The following is a 15776-nucleotide window of genomic DNA, read 5'->3' as shown; positions in this document are numbered from 1 at the left end:
TTCTCAAAAATTAGGCCAAATTACTTCAAAAATTGGAAAGCCAACAAAGCGGTTATGTAGGCTACACCGCTCATAAACACCAATTGAATCACGGGCCATTTCCAGGAATTGGTTTCTTTTTTGACGATGGCAAGCGTACTAATACATTGCATCGCAAACGCATAAAAAAGGAGCAATGAAGTGCCGCTGGCAAAGTTAAAGACGGGCGAACCATCTGCGTGAATTTCATGGCGCATTTGCTCTTTGATCGTTGCTTCTTCATCGCTTTTGTCGCCCACTTTATAAATGGTAGCCAATGTTCCTACAAATACTTCGCGTGCAGCAAAGGAACTAACGATGGCAACCCCAATTTTCCAATCGTAACCTAAAGGTCGAATTACGGGTTCGATGAATTTTCCGGCAATACCAATATACGAATGTTCCAATTTGTATTCAGCCGTCCAGTTGGGGATGACTGAAGGATTGATGGGAACGGGCGATTGATAGACTTTTTGTTCGATGATTTTTTCAGCATTTTTAAAATTGTCGCCAGGGCCATGCGAACCCATAAACCAAAGGATGATGGATAAAGCCATGATGATTTTTCCGGCACCAAACACAAAGGATTTTGTTTTTTCCACCACATTAATTCCTACGTTTTTTAGCATCGGAATTTTATAACCGGGCATTTCTACTACAAAATAGGATTTGGAATTAATTTCCAGCATTTTGTGTAAGATGTAAGCGCATAGAATGGCCATACCAAAGCCGAGGAGGTACAACACCATAAGCGTTAATCCTTGTAAACTGATGAAGCCAAGCACATGTTTTTCGGGAATGATCAGCGAAATTAAAATCGCATAAACGGGAAGGCGTGCCGAACAAGTGATGAACGGCGTTACCAAAATGGTGATCAAACGTTCTTTCCAGTTTTCGATATTTCGTGCGCCCATGATAGCAGGAATGGCACAGGCTGTACCCGAAATTAAAGGCACCACACTTTTACCGGAGAGTCCGAACCGGCGCATGATTTTATCCATTAAAAATACCACCCGACTCATGTAACCGCTTTCTTCCAATACAGAAATAAAGAGGAATAAAAAGGCAATTTGCGGGATAAAAATTAAGATACCGCCAATCCCCGGAATGAGTCCTTCTGCAATGAGATTGGTGAGTTCGCCAGCCGGCAGATGACTCGCTGCATATACAGAAAGTTGGGCAAATTTTTCATCGATGAAATCCATCGGCACGCTGGACCAATCAAATATCGATTGGAAAATACCAAATAAAACAACGAAGAAAATTAGGTAGCCAAAAATTTTATGGGTAAGCACTCGATCCAGTTTGGCCCGAATATCACTGGCTTTAGAGCGGTCAATGGTTTGACCCACTTTGAGTGTATCGTTGATAAACTGGTAGCGTTTTATGGTTTCTTTTTGCTGCAGGCGACGGAGTTCGCTGTGGGATTTGGTGAACGAACTTTTCATTTCGTTGCGGTCCAAATTCAAGAAATTCACGTCTTGGGTAATGACAAGCCACAATTTGTACACCAGTTGGTTCGGAAAGGCTTTGCGTAATTTGTCAAAATATTCGGGGTCAATGGACGAAGCGTTCAAACAAGGGTCGGTGGGCAAGGATCGGTAGTCAAGAATTAATTTTTTGATTTCGTCGATGCCAATATTTTTACGCGAACTTGTTAACGCAATTTTGGTTTTAAGTTGGCTTTCCAAATACGGAATGTCCAATTCAATTCCCTTCAATTTCATGCGGTCACTCATGTTGATGACCAAAAGCGTCGGGATTTCTAAGTCTTTGATTTGGGTAAAAAGCAGTAAGTTTCGTTTTAAATTTTCCACCTCGGTCACCACAACCACTACATCAGGAAAATTCTCGTCTTTGCGATTCAGCATTAATTCAATTACCACGTTTTCGTCGATCGAACTCGCATTCAAACTGTATGTACCCGGAAGGTCGATGATGGTAGCTTTGGTGTGATCGTCCAAACGACAGGTCCCCATTTTTTTCTCTACGGTAATGCCCGGGTAATTTCCCACTTGCTGTTTGAGTCCGGTGAGTTGATTAAAAACCGAAGTTTTACCCGTGTTGGGATTCCCGATAAGTGCAACTTTAATGTGTTCTTCTGCCATGATGAATTGATTAAAGCGTCACTTCGATTTGTTGCGCGGTTTCTATGCGAATTGCAACATGCGAATCGTTGATATTAAAGTAAAGTGGATCTCCAAGTGGAGCGATTTGAATTAACTCTGCCGTATTGCCGGGTAAGCACCCCATTTCCAGTAATTTCAACGGAATTTCCTCGGTGTTCACATCGAGTATGGTGGCTTTTTGTCCAATTTTGAGTTCGGCCAGGGCTAACTTCACTTTATTTAGATTGAATTAAAATACAAAGGTAGGCAATTGACCTTGATTTTAGATGATAAAAGTCAATTTTAAGTTTTGTTTGGGATTAGTTTTCTTGCGATAAAAACTGAATATCTTCCCAGAGTTGTTGCACGTTTTTGATACCCGGTTCAGTAGGGCCATCTAAATTGGTACCGTCATAGAAGCCGCGAATTCGTTTTTGCGCATCGACAAGCACAAAATTTTCCGTGTGAACCATATCGTAAAGTTCAGAAGGTTGGCCGGTTTTTACCACCAAAAATGATTTACGCGCTAGGTAGTAGATTTCTTTTTTATCTCCAGTAAGTAGGTTCCATTTGCTGTCGATGACGCCTTTTTTTTGAGCATAGCTTTTTAGAACGGGCACGCTATCGATGTCGGGAGTTACAGAAAATGAAACCAATTTCACTTTGGGATTGTTTTTGATTTTGTTTTGCAACCACGCCATATTGTTGGTCATTTTCGGACAAATACTTTGACAGGTGGTGAAGAAAAAGTCGGCCACATAAATTTTTCCTTCATAATCTTTGTCTGAAATTAATTGACCGTTTTGGTTGGTAAAAGCAAATTTGCCGATGGTGTGTTCCAAGGCTACATGTTGTACGGTAGAATCCACCAATTCGGGATTGACATCACTGGGCGTAATGATGGGCAAGTTCTTTTCTGGTTTTAATACCGAATAAAAAGCGCTTATGGTTACGACTGAAAAAATGAAGAAAAATAGGATAAAGAAGCGGTATTTTTTGAGAAAAGAAGCCATTATAATTTTTTTACAAAAGTACGAACAACCCTTTAATTTCCCTTTTTTTGAACGGTATTAAGTTGAATTTAACAACTTTTCAACGGCTATTTTAATAGATTTGTGTCCAATAGCTAAACTTTACCTTATGAAAAACCAAAAAATAGTAACCTTGGCATTGACGATTGCTGCAGTATTTGCTGCTGAAAGTTCGATGGCCCAAAATAAAAAACCGGGAATCAACCTGGATTTAATGGATAAGTCCGTTCAACCGGGTGATGATTTTTTCCGTTATGTGAATGGCGCATGGTTTGATAAAACCGATATTCCAGCTGACCGCACCCGTTGGGGAAGTTTTGATGAATTACGTCAAAATACTGACAAAGATGCATTAGCCATTTTAAAAGAGGCGGTGAAGAACAAGAAGTTGGATCCCAAGTCGGATCAAGCCAAAGCCGTGAATGTGTACAAAACCTACATGGACACATTGGCCCGAAACAAACGTGGCATTCAACCCATTAAATCCACATTGGCCAAAATTGATGCGGTACGTAATGTAGATGATTTAAACAAATTATTAATTGAACGACAAGCGCTTGGCGGACTCGGATTTTACGGCATGTCGGTTGGAGCTGATGCCAAAAACAGTAACCGCAATGTGTTGAACATTGGTCCTGGAAGTTTGGGTTTACCCGACCGTGATTATTATGTTGCCGAAGATGCGGATTCCAAAGAAAAACGTGCAAAGTATGTGGAGCACGTTGCGCGCATGTTGCAATATTTGGGATTGTCTGAAATAAAAGCCAAAGCGGATGCTGAACGTGTTTTAGCTTTTGAAACCGCGATGGCGCAACCGAGAATGGACCGTGTAGAACGCCGTGACCGCAGAAAATCTTATAATCCCATGGATTTGACGCAATTGCAAGAGTTGACGCCTTCTGTAAATTGGAGAAACTACATTTTAGGTGCAGGTATCAAGCGTATTGATACGGTTATTGTTTCGCAACCCAAATACATGACGGCGTTAGAAGGTTTGTTTAAGGCGAATAATGTTGAAGATTGGAAAGCTTACATGCGTTGGACGCTTTTGAACAAATATGCCGATGAGTTGACTACCGATATTGAAAAAGCGAATTGGGAGTTTTACAGCAAAACTCTTCAAGGGGCTAAAAAGCAACGTCCGCGAGAAGAGCGTGCTTTACAAGTTGTGAATGGAACAGTGGGCGAAGCTTTAGGGAAATTATATGTAGAGAAAAAATTCCCAGCTGAAGCCAAGGAGAAAGCGGCCAAAATGATTCAATATGTGTTCCGAGCTTTTGAAAACCGCATTAACAATTTACCGTGGATGGATCCAGCAACACGCGTTGGCGCTGTGGAAAAACTACGCAAATCGACCGTGAAAATTGGGTATCCCGACAAGTGGAAAGATTATTCCAAATTAGACATTAAAGCGTTGGAAAACGGAGGTGCCTATTTTGAAAATATGGAAAATGTGGCGCGTTGGAATTTCGAACGCAACATTGAAGATTTGAGCAAACCGGTGGATAAAACCCGTTGGGGAATGACTCCACAAACGGTGAACGCGTATTACAATCCTTCGTACAATGAAATTGTGTTTCCTGCGGCGATTTTGCAACCGCCATTTTACGATTATAAAGCGGATGATGCTGTGAATTTTGGTGGAATTGGTGCTGTTATCGGACATGAAATTTCCCACGGATTTGATGATTCTGGAGCGCGTTACAATGCAGACGGGAATTTGGTGAATTGGTGGAAAGAGGAAGATTTAAAACAATTTACTGCTTTGGGAACAGCTCTGGCCGATCAATACAGTGCGTTGCAACCCTTACCAGGAACTTTTGTCGATGGTAAATTTACCTTAGGAGAAAACATTGGAGATTTAGGCGGGGTGAATGCAGCCTACGACGGTTTACAATTGTATTTGAAAGAAAATGGTAACCCAGGATTGATTGATGGCTACACTCCAGAGCAACGCTTCTTTATTTCGTGGGCGACGATTTGGCGTTCCAAAATGCGCGATGAAGCCATTAAAAATCAGGTGAAAACCGATCCGCATTCACCGGGTATGTACCGTGCGTATGTACCGTTGTTGAATGTTGAAGCTTTCTATCAAGCGTTTAATATTAAACCCGAAAACAAATTGTATTTAGCGCCTGAGAAACGCGTAAAAATTTGGTAATTCGGAGTACAAAATAAACGAAAGGCTGTCAGCAATGACGGCCTTTTTTTTAGGGTCTAACTTGAAAAATATACTTCCAGTTTTCTAATAAATAGTCGGGATGTATGCATTTTCCAGAACGTCGATCCGTTTCGTCAAATTCGGGTAAAGGTAAATTTCGAGATTGGGCTGCATCCATATAATACGCTTTGCGCGAAGGATGTTCGGGATGAACAGCATTTAAAGATTGATTGATGGCTTCGCGATGGATACATTCTTCCAATATAGAGATACAATCGTTCAATTCAATCAAATTGACAGGCGCATCTGGTCGTTCATTATTTTTTCGTCCTGAAAGGTATTTTATTGGATGGCGATCCTTGCCTATCAAGCCACCAAAGCGTACAATAGTAAAAGGAAATCCTGAATTTTGAATACATTCTTCTGCTCGAGCCAATTCTTTGCCCGATTCCGTGTCGGGTTGCGGTACTGTTTGGTCAGTAATAGTTTCTTGAAAATCTGAAAAAACTGAGGTCGAACTTACCCAAATAATTTTTATGGGTTGATTTTTGGGAAGATTTTTTAGCAATAGCTCCACTTTTGAAACATAAGATGCTGTACCATCCTTGCGCAGTCGTGGCGGAATGTTAATGAGCAATTGATCCAATCCATTTACAAAATTATCCCAATCACCCGTAATGTCATTTTCGTTTATAGCTATGTGAAAAGCGTCAATACCGTGAGCCGTGAGTTGGACGCACTTATCTATTGTCGTGGAAGTACCTTTCACGCGATATCCTTTTTCTACTAAGGATTGTGCCAAAGGAAAACCTAGCCAACCGCAACCTAGAATGCCAATCGTTTCTTTCATAGGCCAAAGATACGGCACAAATTTAATGTGCTTGTTGTACTGATGGAGTGGGTGCAATTTTTTTCAAAACTACGATAGCATCATTGAGTACAAAAGGAGTTGGCATTTGGTTTTTGGGTCTATTTGGAACTGAAAACAAAGGATTTTCGAGTAAATCAAACGAACTTTCCATTAACTCCAATTGGGGTTTTTGGTTGGCTGGAACATCAAATGAAAAGACTAGTGGTTCATTTTCGGTGACATAGTAACTCAAAATTTTATTGGAAGTACCACCGCCAATTTTGTTTCCATGCGTAAGAGCAGTTACCCCATTGGCTTTTAAATGCTGTAGAATGATGTTGTTTTTGATAAAAATGTCGTAACGATTGACCTTTCTTTTCGGGGTGATGCGAATTTGGTAATAGTGCCGATTGCCACGAAGGGTATCTTTTTCAAAAACAATTTCAGGTTGAGGTAAGGCTTTTACGGGAGCCGAATTCATCCATCGGAAAGCAGTGCCGTATTTACTGTACAACTGATTTTGATTTAAGGCGTCGGCAGGTTTTGGTTTTTGGCCTAAAAATGGAGTATTCCAAGCGTCTAAACGTTCATCATACGTCGTCCAATAGGCTTTGTGATGATTGGCATCCAACACATAGAGCAAACTGTTGGGTTTTGCGGTAGCATTCGTAAAAGGCGCTTCAAAATGGGCTTTAACCAAAAAAGAAACACCGATTAAAAAGCATAGTGTTGCCCACGTTTTTTTATGGGTAAACGAACCCAGAATGGGAAGTAATAATGAAAAGGTAAGAACGGTAAGCGCCATCGAACTTGGAATCATTTTTAATCCAAGACCCACTGGAAACATGGTGATAAATGGGACGATAATCAGTAGAGCTGGAACCGCCATGAGTAAGTTCCAAAACCGTTTGGACTGTTGGGTGATGACAAAAACGCCCAACATGAGAACCGAACCCAAAACAGGTAAGATTAAGAAGGCCGCTCCTTTGAGTTGTAAGGCGATGCCAATATTGATTAGTAGCCAAAGAAAAATTGCCGCAAATAGTCGGTTCATCTCGGTAAATCGGCTGGTTTCTTTTTGGTAAAATAAAAAACAAATGCCAAGTGCTACTGCCACAAACGCATAGATATAGTCGTGGCCGTTGTAAGTAAATCCTTGAAGAATTGAAGTATAATCAGGATAAATGAGTTTGAGCATCCACCAGCCTACAACGCCGATGATGATTGATGTGATTAAAACACCAAAAAGCGGAGCAAATCCTTTCAAAACGGCATCAATCCGCAAAACATGTTTGCCTAAACCAATAAATGTAAAGGTAAAAAGTAGTGCGGCTACTAGGATGAGCATGGGCCAAATCCATTCAAATGGATAATGAACAAAACCAAACGGGATGTTGAAGTATACCGAATCGTTTGAGCTATTCAGGTTACTCAAGTCGGCATTTGCAAAATGATAAAGCAACGGCATGAGGTAACTCCCTTGATGGGCTAGCGAGGTTGGTGCTAAATTTTCAAAATAATCCTGTTCCGTGTGGTAGTTGTAATGACTGTCAATAAAGGCAAAATTGTATCCTTGGATTTTTCCTTCTTCCCTAAAAACGGTGAGATCCGTATCGTTGGGTAACATTTTATAAATGCTATACATTAACGAATTTGAGACTGGATAAGGAACACTCCCGTCAGAAAAGGCTTGTACCATTTTTTGATTCCCTTGGTTGGTTTCCATCAGCATATAACCAGGCCCCGAAGATCCTCGCGCTTCAAAGTTTAACGCCAAACCAATGTCTTTTGCCCAATGGTGTTGCGTTACAAATAAAGCGGCACCATTCAATCCCAATTCTTCGGCATCTGTAAATACGATTATGATGTCGTTTTTATAGGTGGTTTTGGAGTGTAAAAATGCGCGAACACCTTCGAGAATGGTGGCTACTCCAGAGGCATCATCACTAGCGCCGTGGGATTTTGTATGGGGCGCACTATCATAATGGGATAAAAGCAACAAGGCTTTGCCTGATTGCGTTCCTTTGATGCGGGCTAAAATATTTGATGATTTCACCAAGGTTCCTTTTTCGGTCATGGTAAATCCACGTTGAATAGATGGTTCAAGCCCCAAGTCTTTTAATTCACGCATCAAATAGTTTTGAATACGTTGATGATCAGGCGACCCAACATAATGAGGGTGTTTCGCCATTATTTTTACTTTTTCTAAGGCACGTTGGGTTGAGAATTCTGCTAATGGTGCAGGTTCTTGCGCATCATAAGTTTGTGGCATCATTAGATAGAACAGCAAACTTACCACACCAATAAGGAAGAGGCTTTCGTAGAGGTTGGTGTAATTTTTTTTCATAATCGCATTACCACCGTTATGTTTCCCGTTGAACAAGTTCCAATTGATTGTCGTCGGTGATCATATAGCCTTGATTGTAGACAAAGCGATACGTTTTGCCGGTTTTTGTGGTTAAAATGTGGGTTATGTAATGTAATTCAAATCCCTTGTGCAACAATTTTTCTTGAGCGATTCTTGTTTTCCCTTCGGCATTGAGTTCATTTAAAATGCGGTAATTCTTTCGCAATTTGTTATTGACATTACGCATCATATTTGTACTGTCCCTGTTCATGCGATTATTGAATGCATTACGGCAACCGTCACAGCAAAATTTTTTGTCTTCGCGACCGCTGATGGGCAGATCGCATTCCATACAATTTCGTTTCATAATCGTGGTGTTTACTTCTCATTTTGGCTTAAAATAGGTTTACAATTTCTTGATTTTTTGAAATTGCAAGTCAAATATAGCGAATAAATTGTAAAGTTTGAAGTGCTAAGAGAGCGTTCCTCAAATTATCTATTTGTAGTCGGTTACAAACATTTACATTCGGTAGTAAATGGTAAATAACCGATTAATGTAATTTTTTGTTTGCAATTTTGTCCTGTTCATTACCAACCCAATAGTTCAAAATTAATTTTTATAAGCCATGAAAAATCGTATTCAATTAATTGGCCATGTCGGTCAAGACCCCGAAATCAGATCTTTTGAAGGAGGAAAAAAAGTAGCCAATCTTAACATCGCAACTCAAGATGTGTATTACAAAGAGCAAGGAGAAAAAGTAGAACAAACTGAGTGGCACCGAGTGGTGGCTTGGGGTAAGTTAGCCAATGTTATTGAGAAATTCGTTTCCAAAGGGAAGGAAATTGCTATCAGTGGTAAAATCACCTATCGTAATTATGAAGATAAAGAAGGGGTGAAACGCTACATTACCGAAGTTGTAGCAGAAGAATTACATTTATTAGGTAAAGCCAATTCTTAACGTTTAATCCTTTTCAGATTATGAATGCATTGTGTAATAAGGTTCAGTTAATTGGTCATGTGGGTCAGGAACCGGAAGTAAAATTGTTTGAAAATAAAAAAAGAGCAAGCTTAACGATAGCCACGAACGAGGTGTATTACCGCGATAATGGGGATAAAGTTGAGCAAACGGAATGGCATCGTGTAACTGCCTGGGGGAAGTTGGCCGATATCGTCGAAAAACATGTTGTTAAGGGAAAAGAAATTGCAGTGGAGGGCAAGTTAACACATCGTTCGTATGATGATAAAAACGGCGAAAAGCGTTACATCACAGAAGTGGTGGCTAACGATTTGCTTCTTTTCGGGAAATAAACCTTGCGAAGGGTTCTTAGAGGGAAACGGTGGTTGATCAAACCACCGTTTTGATATTTATTTAAGGAGTTATTTAACTTATTTTTTAACACGAAAACGTTTTCGGTAACATTTATTTTAAGGAGTCCTGTTTTTTTTAATACTTTTATTTAACAAATAGGAATTTAAAATCCTAACTATGAAAGTATTTCGACTTGTTTTATGGGGAATTGCCTTAGCTTTTGCTAGTTTGCGAGTTCAAGCGCAAGTTGGAATTAATACTACAAATCCATTAAGTACGCTAGATATTAATGGCAACTTATCGGTGAAAACGGTTACCTTAAACGGAAACGGAAGTGGGAGTGGAGGGGCTGCCATTTCAATCAGTGATGGAGTTTATATTTCGATTGCCCCACAAGTTAATGATGATAAATTTCAATTACCAAGTCCGGTTACGTATCCAGGAAGGATTTATGTAATCCGAAATATTCAAAACGCGATTACTGCCCAATTAACTACTTCAGCAGGGATGTTTTTTCCTAAAAATTCAACGGTTGGGTCAAATCAATTGTATATGTATGAAGGTAATTTACGTACAGTAATTGTGATCAGTGACGGGATTAATTGGACGTATATCAATTAGTCATTTAAATATTCTTGCAAACATTCTAAAAATTTCCCAACATGGACCCCGTCGACAAGTCCGTGGTGAACATGTACCGATATAGCCATTGTTTTTTTTCCGTTATCGTCAATCATTTTCCCATAAGAAATTTTCGGACAACTATCGGGATAACTAAACCCACGGGCATGGGATAAACCCTGAAAATCCACCCAAGGAATGCTCGAAAAGTGAATTAAATTTTCATGAGGAAATTCCCTAGTTAACAATCCGCTTGTACCCTGAATCCGCTGTATTTCTTGAAGGGCATTAGCATTAAATGTGTCTAAGTCTGGATGGTATTCCATTAAAGAAAAACCGAAAGTTTGATCTTCGCGCATAATCGTCGCTGAGGCATCTATTCGGTCAAAAACCCAAGGTTCGTTATCAATTATTCGTAAGCGAAACGGCTCACAGGCGTTGACTGCCATCAAGGTTTTGTATAAGTAGTAATTGAAAAAGGAAACACCTAGTTCTTTAGCTTTAGCATAAGCCAATGTACAATCAACACGCGTCGTTAATCCGTAAAACGGCTCTTCCATTTGTTTGAAAAACAAAAAATGTTCTTTACGATTCCAGGAATCAAGATTGATTTTTGTTTTCATGACCATTAAAATAGTTGCTGCAATTCCGTAATGGATTGAAGCGCTTTAAATTTTGGGTGCTGAACTTCAAAGTCTATGCGTTCATATTCCCAAGTGGTATGATATGGAATATGAATTCCAGTCCCTCCAATATTCAATACCGGTAATACATCTGATTTTAAGGAGTTACCAATCATCACAAAATTTTCAGGCTGAATGTCTAATCGTTTCAACATTTTTTCGTAATCCAATTCTGTTTTATCACTCATTACTTCAATATGATGAAAATAATGACCAATTCCAGAATCGTGTAATTTTCGATGTTGATCTTTCAAGTCGCCTTTTGTTGCCACAACCAAACGGTATTTGCCATGTAGTGATTGCAAAACCGATTCTACTTCGGGTAATAACTCAACAGGTTTTTGAAGTAAATCTTTACCAATTTGAATAATTTTATCAATGGCTTCCCCCGATAATTGTTGGTGGGTTAATTCCAAGGCCGACTCAATCATAGAGAGCACAAAAGCCTTGATGCCGAATCCGTACAATGGTAAGTTATTGACCTGATGCTGTAAAAGTAATTGCAGCAAATCTTGTTTTGAGGTATACCCTTCAAATAAAAGACAAAATTTATTCTGCGCCTCTTCAAAATACGGTTCGTTGTGCCACAAGGTGTCGTCGGCGTCGAAGGCGATTATTTGATGATACATATTAACTAATCGTTGCGCCGTTTGCCACGCCATCAGCATCGGGATTCACAAATACCAATTTGCCTTCGGCATTTTGGGTGAGCAATAGCATTCCCTGACTTTCCACACCGCGTAAAGCTCTTGGCGCTAAATTCACCAGAACGGTGACGCGTCTTCCCACCACTTCTTCTGGGGTAAAATGCTCTGCTATGCCCGAAACAATCGTGCGAACATCGATTCCTGTATCTACTTTCAACACTAAAAGTTTGTCTGCTTTAGGCATTTTTTCAGCTTCGATAATCGTACCCACACGCAAATCTATTTTTGAAAAATCATCAAATGTTGCGGTTTCTTTTTGAGGAGTGACATCGGGATTTGTCATGGTATTCGCTTTTTTAGTGGCTTCTAATTTATCAATTTGTTTTTGAATCGCTTCGTCTTCGATTTGGGCAAACAATATTTCCGCTTGACCAATTGTATGTCCAGCAGGTAATAACGCTTCTTTCGCAAAAACTGTATCCCAATTATCAGATTCAATATTGAGCATCGAACTCAATTTTGCAGCGGTAAATGGTAAGAACGGCTCTGATAAATACGCCAAAGCAGCAGCTACTTGTAAGGCCACATACATTTGGGTTTTTACGCGCTCCGGATTTTCTTTGACCATTTTCCAGGGTTCTTCGTCGGCTAAATATTTATTACCCAATCGCGCAACATTCATCAATTCACCTTGGGCTTCACGGAAGCGGTAACGTTCGATCGAACTCGCAATTACCGCCGGAAAAGCTTTCAGTTCGGCTAAAACCTGTTGGTCAACTTCTGTCAATTCATTGGGTTGTGGCACTTCTCCTTGGTAATATTTTTGAGTCAAAACAACCACGCGGTTGATGAAGTTTCCAAAAATCGCGGCCAACTCATTGTTGTTGCGCGCTTGAAAATCTTTCCATGTAAAGTCATTGTCTTTGGTTTCCGGTGCATTTGCTGTCAACGCATAACGCAACGCATCTTGCTTACCGGGGAAATCCACTAAATATTCATGCAACCAAACCGCCCAGTTTTTGGAAGTGGACAATTTGTTACCTTCTAAATTTAAAAATTCGTTGGCTGGAACATTATCGGGTAAGATATACGTTCCTTCTGCCTTCAACATGGCAGGGAAAATGATGCAGTGAAACACGATATTGTCTTTTCCAATGAAATGCACCAACTTCGTATCCTGATCTTTCCAATACGGCTCCCAATCTTTACCTACATTTTGCGCCCATTCTTTTGTTGACGAAATGTATCCAATGGGTGCATCAAACCAAACGTAGAGCTTTTTTCCTTCAGCACCTGCAACCGGCACATCGATACCCCAATCCAAGTCGCGCGTCACAGCACGGGGTTTTAATCCGTCGTCTATCCACGATTTTACTTGCCCATACACATTGGGTTTCCAATCGTTTTTATGACCGTCTAAAATCCATTGTTTTAAGAAATCTTCATAACGATCCAAAGGCAAAAACCAGTGTTTTGTTGCTTTTAAAATAGGCGTTGTTCCCGTTATGGTCGACTTCGGGTTGATCAAATCAGTCGCATTCAACGATGTACCGCATTTTTCACATTGATCGCCATACGCCTCGGGATTGCTACACTTTGGACAAGTTCCTGTAACAAAGCGATCGGCTAAGAATTGAGCCGCTTTTTCATCGTACAATTGTTCGGTAGTTTCTTCGATAAAATCCCCTTGATCGTAAAGTTTTCTGAAAAATTCAGATGCCGTTTCATGGTGAATTTTTGCCGAGGTACGGGAATAATTATCAAATGAAATTCCGAAATCTGCAAACGACTGCTTGATGATGCCGTCGTATTTGTCAATGACTTCCTGTGGGGTAATGCCTTCTTTTTTCGCTTTCATAGAAATGGCTACTCCGTGTTCATCACTTCCGCAAATAAAGGCTACATCACGCCCTTGCAATCGCAGGTAACGGGAATAAATATCAGCAGGAACATATACTCCAGCCAAATGGCCAATATGAATAGGTCCGTTGGTATACGGCAAAGCAGCGGTAACGGTATAACGTTTTGGAAAATCAGACATGTCGATTTCGAAATAAAATTTTTGCAAAAGTACGGCATTTGCCCAAAATCCCGAACATATAGTTTCTTATATTTGTCCGAAGCGATGAATCGAATGAAAAGACTATTCGTATACCTATTCGTATTGATTTCACTAACGAATCTTTATGCACAAAAAAAGATGATTACACCACCTTATTTACAAAAAGGCGACACGGTGGCTATTGTAGCTACGGCACGTAAAAACTTAGACGACAATTTAGGGCCGGCTATCGGTTGGTTGAAAAGCTGGGGATTGGAAGTCGTTATCGGGAAAACCATAGGCTTAGACGACAATCAATTGGCAGGAAGTGATGACGAGCGTGCTGCCGATTTTCAAGCCATGATGGACAATCCCAACATCAAAATGATTTGGTGTGTGCGTGGCGGTTACGGTACCGTGCGCATGATTGATAAATTGGATTTTACAAAATTTAAGCAGCATCCCAAATGGGTTGTGGGCTTTAGTGATGTCACCGTTTTACACAGTCATTTGAATACGATGGGCGTTCAGTCTATTCATGGAATTATGCCTGTCAATGCGAAAGCGAGTGATGCGGCGAAAGAGACCTTGCGTCAAGCGTTATTTGGTGAAAAGTTGGAATACCATTTACCCTGCGATGCGTTGAATAGAAACGGGAAAGCAACCGGTGAATTGGTAGGCGGCAATCTATCGATTTTGTACAGTTTGTTTGGTTCGCCTTCTTCAATTGATTGTTCCGATAAAATTTTGTTTATCGAAGATTTGGACGAATATTTATACCATATCGATCGCATGATGATGAACTTGAAACGCAACGGATGCTTGGAAAGTTTGAAGGGAATCATTGTGGGAAGTATGACCAAAATGCACGACAATGATATTCCATGGGGGAAAAATGCCTTGGAAATTATAGAAGACATTACCAAGAATTATCACATTCCAATTATTTATAATTTCCCGGCCGGACATATTTCAGATAATCGGGCCTTGATTTTTGGAAGTAAAGTGACAATGGAAGTCACCGATACCGAAAGTCATGTAATTTTTGAATAAAATCAAAAAAAGAATAAAGAACTCCTCAGTATTTACAGTACTTGAGGAGTTTTTTCGTTATTAAATATTTGTTGTCGGATATTTTTCAAAAGAAGTTGTAGTTTTACGGTATCATTTTAAAAGCCATACAGTTATGAGTTCATTCAGAGAATTGGAAATCTGGAAAAAAAGCCAGGATTTCTGCACATCGATTTTTCGGGGAACGTCACCACTTCCCACCAACCCCACACAATTCACCATTTTAGAATTACGGCAATTGTCGGTTTTGTTACCTACGAATATTGCTTTGGCATATCAAGCCAATTCGAAAGCCGATTTTATTCGTTTTTTGGATTTTTCATTGGGTGCCGCCTATGAGATTCAAACGCATTTGATGTTGACGGATCATTTGGATTACTTAACAACAGAACAAACGCAAGCGCTACAACATGAAGCCCATCAAATCATTCTGTTGATTACGAAAATCAGAGAGGAGGTAAAGCAAATCAAATACGCTAAAAAAGCGGTTTTGTTCACCACGACCTAATGGCGCAACACAACGAACTCGGGAAGCAAGGGGAGTCGGTCGCTGTGGATTATTTGGTGCGTAATGGGTATACGATCTTGGAAACCAATTGGACTTTTCAAAAGGCGGAAGTAGATATTATTGCATTTAAAGCACCTATTTTGGCTGTCATTGAAGTGAAAACAAGAAGTCGAATTGATTTTGGATTGCCGCAAGATTTTGTGAAACCCAAACAAATCCAACGGTTAACAAAAGCCGTAGATGCTTATGTACAACAAATGAAAGGTGATGTTCAGGTTCGATTTGATATTATTGCCATTCATTTTCAAGGAGAATCCCTTGATTTGGAACATCTTGAAGACGCCTTCTATTACTTTTAACTTGGAAAATAGTTGGCGTTT

At 40.0% G+C, this 15776-nt stretch carries 16 protein-coding genes; 7 read left to right on the top strand and 9 right to left on the bottom strand.

Annotated elements, in window-relative coordinates:
• Positions 1-20: 20 nt before the first annotated feature.
• From feoB to OLM45_RS02585, 3 genes are all read right to left on the bottom strand, one after another.
• Positions 21-2126: a ferrous iron transport protein B gene (gene feoB / locus OLM45_RS02595; RefSeq protein WP_264511723.1), complete on the bottom strand. Its 2106-nt coding sequence runs from the start codon at positions 2124-2126 to the stop codon at positions 21-23.
• Positions 2127-2136: 10 nt separating this feature from the next.
• Positions 2137-2361 (bottom strand): FeoA family protein, encoded by a 225-nt coding sequence (locus tag OLM45_RS02590; protein ID WP_129460422.1) that lies wholly within the window; start codon positions 2359-2361, stop codon positions 2137-2139.
• 85 nt (positions 2362-2446) lie between these two features.
• Positions 2447-3139, bottom strand: a complete 693-nt coding sequence (locus OLM45_RS02585; RefSeq protein WP_264511721.1) for an SCO family protein — start codon at positions 3137-3139, stop codon at positions 2447-2449.
• Positions 3140-3266: 127 nt separating this feature from the next.
• Here OLM45_RS02585 and OLM45_RS02580 point away from each other — a divergent pair, with 127 nt between their 5' ends.
• Entirely contained in the window at positions 3267-5318 is a 2052-nt protein-coding gene (locus OLM45_RS02580; RefSeq protein ID WP_413614191.1) for a M13 family metallopeptidase, read from the top strand.
• Positions 5319-5367: 49 nt separating this feature from the next.
• On the opposite strand, the gene OLM45_RS02575 is transcribed toward OLM45_RS02580, so the two are convergent.
• From OLM45_RS02575 to OLM45_RS02565, 3 genes are read right to left on the bottom strand one after another with little or no spacing between them, the layout of a single operon-like run.
• Entirely contained in the window at positions 5368-6168 is an 801-nt protein-coding gene (locus OLM45_RS02575; protein WP_264511719.1) for an NAD(P)-binding domain-containing protein, read from the bottom strand.
• A gap of 22 nt (positions 6169-6190) precedes the next feature.
• A complete protein-coding gene (locus OLM45_RS02570; RefSeq protein WP_264511717.1) occupies positions 6191-8515 on the bottom strand; it encodes a M28 family peptidase in 2325 nt (774 codons plus the stop codon).
• 16 nt (positions 8516-8531) lie between these two features.
• Positions 8532-8882 carry a hypothetical protein gene (locus OLM45_RS02565; RefSeq protein ID WP_264511716.1) on the bottom strand — a complete coding sequence of 117 codons (351 nt, stop codon included), beginning with the start codon at positions 8880-8882 and terminating at the stop codon, positions 8532-8534.
• A gap of 259 nt (positions 8883-9141) precedes the next feature.
• On the opposite strand from OLM45_RS02565, the gene OLM45_RS02560 reads away from it, so the two are divergent.
• The 3 genes from OLM45_RS02560 to OLM45_RS02550 all read left to right on the top strand — a co-directional run bounded on the left by OLM45_RS02560 (position 9142) and on the right by OLM45_RS02550 (position 10446).
• Positions 9142-9474, top strand: a complete 333-nt coding sequence (locus tag OLM45_RS02560; protein ID WP_264511714.1) for a single-stranded DNA-binding protein — start codon at positions 9142-9144, stop codon at positions 9472-9474.
• A 20-nt stretch (positions 9475-9494) separates the two neighbouring features.
• Complete coding sequence (locus OLM45_RS02555) at positions 9495-9824, top strand: single-stranded DNA-binding protein (protein ID WP_129460429.1); 330 nt, start codon at positions 9495-9497, stop codon at positions 9822-9824.
• A 178-nt stretch (positions 9825-10002) separates the two neighbouring features.
• Complete coding sequence (locus OLM45_RS02550) at positions 10003-10446, top strand: hypothetical protein (RefSeq protein WP_129460430.1); 444 nt, start codon at positions 10003-10005, stop codon at positions 10444-10446.
• Here OLM45_RS02550 and OLM45_RS02545 read toward each other — a convergent pair.
• From OLM45_RS02545 to metG, 3 genes are read right to left on the bottom strand one after another with little or no spacing between them, the layout of a single operon-like run.
• The gene (locus OLM45_RS02545; RefSeq protein ID WP_264511712.1) at positions 10443-11069 is read right to left on the bottom strand and encodes a chloramphenicol acetyltransferase; all 627 of its coding nucleotides are present in this window, start codon (positions 11067-11069) and stop codon (positions 10443-10445) included. The genes OLM45_RS02550 and OLM45_RS02545 overlap by 4 nt on opposite strands.
• 5 nt (positions 11070-11074) lie before the next feature.
• Entirely contained in the window at positions 11075-11758 is a 684-nt protein-coding gene (locus OLM45_RS02540; RefSeq protein ID WP_264511710.1) for an HAD family hydrolase, read from the bottom strand.
• A gap of 1 nt (position 11759) precedes the next feature.
• Positions 11760-13817: a methionine--tRNA ligase gene (gene metG, locus OLM45_RS02535; RefSeq protein ID WP_264512908.1), complete on the bottom strand. Its 2058-nt coding sequence runs from the start codon at positions 13815-13817 to the stop codon at positions 11760-11762.
• 93 nt (positions 13818-13910) lie between these two features.
• On the opposite strand from metG, the gene OLM45_RS02530 reads away from it, so the two are divergent.
• The 3 genes from OLM45_RS02530 (at position 13911) to OLM45_RS02520 (ending at position 15755) form a co-directional block, all read left to right on the top strand.
• Positions 13911-14870, top strand: a complete 960-nt coding sequence (locus tag OLM45_RS02530; RefSeq protein ID WP_264511708.1) for a S66 peptidase family protein — start codon at positions 13911-13913, stop codon at positions 14868-14870.
• 133 nt (positions 14871-15003) lie between these two features.
• On the top strand, positions 15004-15396 hold the full coding sequence (locus tag OLM45_RS02525; protein WP_264511706.1) for a four helix bundle protein: 393 nt from the start codon (positions 15004-15006) through the stop codon (positions 15394-15396).
• Positions 15396-15755: a YraN family protein gene (locus tag OLM45_RS02520; protein ID WP_264511705.1), complete on the top strand. Its 360-nt coding sequence runs from the start codon at positions 15396-15398 to the stop codon at positions 15753-15755. The genes OLM45_RS02525 and OLM45_RS02520 overlap by 1 nt, the downstream gene beginning before the upstream one ends.
• Positions 15756-15776 lie beyond the last annotated feature (21 nt).

The sequence above is a fragment of the Flavobacterium sp. N1719 genome (assembly GCF_025947045.1).
Lineage (GTDB): Bacteria > Bacteroidota > Bacteroidia > Flavobacteriales > Flavobacteriaceae > Flavobacterium > Flavobacterium stagni.
Note: the sequence above shows the minus strand (reverse complement) of the source record. Positions and strands in the feature narration are given on the sequence as shown.

Coding starts and splice junctions, on each gene's coding strand:
- feoB (WP_264511723.1), bottom strand. CDS start 2,126: ATGGCAGAAGAACACATTAAAGTTGCACTTATCGGGAATCCCAACACG.
- OLM45_RS02585 (WP_264511721.1), bottom strand. CDS start 3,139: ATGGCTTCTTTTCTCAAAAAATACCGCTTCTTTATCCTATTTTTCTTC.
- OLM45_RS02580 (WP_413614191.1), top strand. CDS start 3,267: ATGAAAAACCAAAAAATAGTAACCTTGGCATTGACGATTGCTGCAGTA.
- OLM45_RS02575 (WP_264511719.1), bottom strand. CDS start 6,168: ATGAAAGAAACGATTGGCATTCTAGGTTGCGGTTGGCTAGGTTTTCCT.
- OLM45_RS02570 (WP_264511717.1), bottom strand. CDS start 8,515: ATGAAAAAAAATTACACCAACCTCTACGAAAGCCTCTTCCTTATTGGT.
- OLM45_RS02565 (WP_264511716.1), bottom strand. CDS start 8,882: ATGAAACGAAATTGTATGGAATGCGATCTGCCCATCAGCGGTCGCGAA.
- OLM45_RS02560 (WP_264511714.1), top strand. CDS start 9,142: ATGAAAAATCGTATTCAATTAATTGGCCATGTCGGTCAAGACCCCGAA.
- OLM45_RS02555 (WP_129460429.1), top strand. CDS start 9,495: ATGAATGCATTGTGTAATAAGGTTCAGTTAATTGGTCATGTGGGTCAG.
- OLM45_RS02550 (WP_129460430.1), top strand. CDS start 10,003: ATGAAAGTATTTCGACTTGTTTTATGGGGAATTGCCTTAGCTTTTGCT.
- OLM45_RS02545 (WP_264511712.1), bottom strand. CDS start 11,069: ATGAAAACAAAAATCAATCTTGATTCCTGGAATCGTAAAGAACATTTT.
- OLM45_RS02540 (WP_264511710.1), bottom strand. CDS start 11,758: ATGTATCATCAAATAATCGCCTTCGACGCCGACGACACCTTGTGGCAC.
- metG (WP_264512908.1), bottom strand. CDS start 13,817: ATGTCTGATTTTCCAAAACGTTATACCGTTACCGCTGCTTTGCCGTAT.
- OLM45_RS02530 (WP_264511708.1), top strand. CDS start 13,911: ATGAAAAGACTATTCGTATACCTATTCGTATTGATTTCACTAACGAAT.
- OLM45_RS02525 (WP_264511706.1), top strand. CDS start 15,004: ATGAGTTCATTCAGAGAATTGGAAATCTGGAAAAAAAGCCAGGATTTC.
- OLM45_RS02520 (WP_264511705.1), top strand. CDS start 15,396: ATGGCGCAACACAACGAACTCGGGAAGCAAGGGGAGTCGGTCGCTGTG.